Raw genomic sequence first — 4144 nt, forward strand, 5'->3', positions numbered from 1 at the left:
TTGAGATTGAAAGAAATCATGATCGGAATTCATAACCAATGTAAAAAATACGGTGCAGAAGAAGACGGATATGTTAACTACGTAAAAGGAGCTAATATTGCCGGATTTGTAAAAGTTGCCGATGCTATGCTTGCTCAAGGTGTAGTTTAAGATTTAATTACAATAATTAGAAATGCCCTCGTTATCTTCATAAGATATCGGGGGTATTTTATTTGTGCTAAAAATTAAATAAAATTCCGTTTGTAGTATATTTGTCTATTCGAATACATTATATGATGAAAAAAATTTTTTTCTGCAGTTTGTTTTTACTTCTAATTCACTTTTGCATGGCGCAGGGCAAATTGTCTTGGCAAGGTTATTTTTCATTTAATGAAGTAAAGGATATCTCAGAATCAACGACAGATGTAATAGCAGCTTCAGAAAATGCATTGTTTTCAAGAAACGTGACAACAAATATTCTTAAATCGATTACTACAGTTGACGGACTTTCAGGTCAGACAATTTCTGCAGTTTACTACAGCGAAGCATTCAAAAAAACAATAGTTGGCTATGAAAATGGATTAATGATTTTAATTAATGATGCTGACGGAAGTATGTTGAAAGTCGTTGATATTATTAATAAACAACTGCCAGCAAATACTAAAAAAATCAATCACTTTATGGAGAATAATGGATTGATATATGTTTCTTGCGATTTTGGAATTGTTCAATTCAATCTTAAAACTTCACAATTCGGTGACACTTATTTTATTGGTGATAATGGAGCAGAAATAAGTGTAAAACAAACGGCAATGTTTAACGGATTTATTTTTGCGGCAACTTCTAGCGGTATTAGAAAAGCTGACAGTGCAAACGCTAATCTTGTAGATTTTAGCCAATGGTCAATTGTAAACGGAGGAGATTGGTCTAGTGTTGAAGCTTTAGATACAGAACTTATTGCAATAAATAGTTCTGGATATATTCATCGATTCAATTCAAATACATTTGTAGCCTTTTTGCAATTGCCTCAGGCGGCTATTGATACAAGAGAAAAAAATCATAATTTATTTGTTACAACTGCCAATACTGTTTATGTTTATAATAATCAAATGGTGTTGAATAGACAAATTACAAATGCTCAGGTTTTAGATAATAGTTTGAATTTTAGTTGCGCAACCGCTATTGGGGATCAGATTTTCATCGGGACAAAAGAAAAAGGTTTGTTTGTTTCTTCTTTAAATAACGTCACAGTTTTCGAAAATAGTACTCCCAGTGGACCAGTACGCAATAATATTTTTTCTATAGATGCGGGTTCAAATGTTTTGTGGGCAGTATATGGAGATTACGATGCTGTGTACAACCCTTATCCTTTAGATAGTTACGGAATTAGTCGCTTTAATGCTTCTGGATGGTTAAATATTCCATATTCTGATGTTTTTGACGCAAAATCAATAACCAGAATTTATATCAATCCGAATAATGAAAAGCAAGTTTATGCCGGTTCTTTTTTTTCTGGATTGTTGAAGATTGAAAATGATGTTCCAACTCTTTTGTATAATGAAAAAAACAGTGGTTTGGAGTCAATTACAACAGAAGGTCCAAATTATATAGATGTCCGAATTAATGCAACTGCTTTTGATAAATCTGGAAATCTTTGGGTGACCAACAGTAGAATCAATAACGGATTGAAAGTTCTAAAAACGAATGGGCAATGGGGCAGCTATTCGATGGCTGCAATATCAGAAGATGTGGGAGAAGAGAATTATTCGAGTATAGTAATAGATCGCAATAATGTAAAGTGGATCGGGACTTATAAAACGGGAGTTGTCGGATTTAATGAAAGCACTAATACCTTTAAAAAAATGACTTTTGGTGCTGATGCTGGTAATTTGCCAATTGCAGATGTAAGAGCGATAGCTTTAGATACAAAAAATCAGCTTTGGATTGGAACGACAAAGGGTTTGAGAGTTTTGTCTAACGCCTCGAGTTTTCAATCTGAAAGTCAGCTAAAAGCCAATCCGATTATTATTACAGAAGATAATTTGGCTCAAGAATTATTATACGAGCAGTTTATAACTTCTATTGCAGTTGATGGTGCAAATAACAAATGGATCGGGACTGCAGATTCTGGAGTATTTATGGTTTCGCCAAATGGACAGGAAACAAAATATCATTTTACGATAAACAATTCGCCATTGCCAAGTAATTATGTAAATGATATTAAGATAAATGGTAGAACAGGAGAAGTTTTTATTGCAACCAGTAAAGGATTGGTTTCGTTTGGCGGAATTTCAACAGATGCCAATGAAGATTTAAGCAATGTTTATGTTTATCCAAATCCAGTTCGTCCTACTTATACAGGAACCGTTAAAGTTGCAGGATTAATTGATAAGGCAAATGTCAAAATTACTGACATTGAGGGGAATTTAGTTTACGAAGTAACATCTTCGGGCGGAACAATCGAATGGGACACAACTGCTTTCGGAAGATATAAAGTAGCATCTGGAGTTTACATGGTTTTTATTTCTGCTCAAGACGGAGGAGAAACTAAAGTTAAAAAAGTGATGATTATTCGATAATATTCAATCGCAGTTACAGTTTTCAGTGAAAGCTAAAACTTCAAACAAAAAATAAAAATCTTTTGCAAGTCAAAACCAAAGCCATAGTAATTTCATCATTAAAATTTCAGGAAAAAAGCTTGATCGTAAAATGTTTTACACTTTCCAGCGGACTGAAATCTTACTTTGTACGTGACGCTTTTTCTAGCAGAAAGGCAAGTCAGAAAATTGCTTATTTTCAGCCGTTTTCGATTTTAGAAATTGAAGCTGTTCACAAAAATAAAGGCACTTTAGAAAATTTTAAAGAAATAAAAAGTGCTGTTCCATTTCAGACTATTCATACTGATATTGTGAAAAGTACAATGGTTATGTTTCTTTCAGAGATGCTGCATTATTCGATTCAAGAAGAAGAAAAAAACGAACAGTTGTTTTTGTTTTTAGAAACGGCGCTAACTTGGCTAGATCATCATGATGAAATTTCTAATTTTCATTTAATTCTGCTTTTAGAAATCACAAAATATCTTGGTTTTTATCCCGATACTTCTGAGATCGATTTGCCTTTTTTTGAAATGAATGAAGGCGTTTTTACTCTTTTTCAAAAAGCAAATGTGCTTTCAGAACATGAAACCAATTTGTTTAAAAAACTACTGGAATTAAAATTTGATAATGATCAAAAAGTCTTTCATGTTTTAGAAAGACAAATTCTTCTGAAAATTCTAATCGATTATTATAGTCTTCATCTGGAAGGATTCAAAAAACCTAAATCTTTAGAGATTTTAAAGGAAGTTTTCTCTTAAATAGATAAAAAGAATATTATTTGTTGCGGAATCTACTCAAAATTTCCCGAAATCGGTCTTTTTTCCGTTATCTTTTATCTATTTCCCTCAAAATTCCTTACTTTCGCACCTCGTTTAAGAAAAGGATAAAATGAGTACAAAATTTACTGAATACAAAGGACTTGACTTGCCAACTGTAGCGTCTGAAGTTCTTGATTTTTGGAAGAAAGAAAATATATTTGAAAAGAGTGTAACAACTCGCGAAGGTGCTGAGCCTTTCGTATTTTTTGAAGGTCCACCTTCAGCAAACGGATTACCTGGAATTCACCACGTAATGGCACGTGCGATTAAAGATATTTTTTGCAGATATAAAACTCAAAAAGGTTTTCAGGTTAAAAGAAAAGCCGGATGGGATACTCACGGTTTACCTGTAGAATTGGGTACCGAAAAAGAATTAGGAATTACAAAAGAAGATATTGGTAAAACCATTTCTATTGAAGAATATAATGAAGCGTGTAAAAAAACCGTTATGCGTTATACCGACGTATGGAATGATTTGACCGAAAAAATGGGTTATTGGGTAGATATGGAAGATCCATATGTGACTTATAAGCCAAAATACATGGAATCGGTTTGGTGGCTTTTGAAACAAATCTATGATAAAGGTTTGTTGTACAAAGGATATACAATTCAGCCATATTCTCCAAAAGCAGGAACAGGATTGTCTTCTCATGAGGTAAATCAGCCTGGAGCTTACCGTGATGTAACTGATACTACAATTGTAGCGCAGTTTAAAACGCTTCCAGAAACTTTGCCTTCATTCTTGCAAGG

3 protein-coding genes and 1 pseudogene are annotated in these 4144 nt (G+C 33.3%); all 4 read left to right on the plus strand.

Translation table 11 applies throughout. The annotated features are described in order from the left end of the window. A pseudogene (locus tag B3J44_RS03225) lies at window positions 1–150 on the plus strand (glutamate dehydrogenase); the annotation flags it as partial. 125 nt (window positions 151–275) lie between these two features. Next, window positions 276–2558 (plus strand): T9SS type A sorting domain-containing protein, encoded by a 2283-nt coding sequence (locus B3J44_RS03230; RefSeq protein ID WP_286965755.1) that lies wholly within the window; start codon window positions 276–278, stop codon window positions 2556–2558. A 62-nt stretch (window positions 2559–2620) separates the two neighbouring features. Further along, window positions 2621–3334 (plus strand): DNA repair protein RecO, encoded by a 714-nt coding sequence (gene recO, locus B3J44_RS03235; RefSeq protein ID WP_198855335.1) that lies wholly within the window; start codon window positions 2621–2623, stop codon window positions 3332–3334. Window positions 3335–3464: 130 nt separating this feature from the next. Then, the coding region (locus B3J44_RS03240; RefSeq protein ID WP_286965750.1) for a class I tRNA ligase family protein at window positions 3465–4144 on the plus strand (680 nt) is incomplete at its 3' end.

This window comes from Flavobacterium sp. UBA4854 (assembly GCF_002399805.1).
Taxonomy (GTDB): domain Bacteria; phylum Bacteroidota; class Bacteroidia; order Flavobacteriales; family Flavobacteriaceae; genus Flavobacterium; species Flavobacterium ginsengisoli.

What these genes read in the sequence shown, in the direction of transcription:
- B3J44_RS03230 (WP_286965755.1), top strand. Translation starts at nt 276, where the DNA reads ATGAAAAAAATTTTTTTCTGCAGTTTGTTTTTACTTCTAATTCACTTT.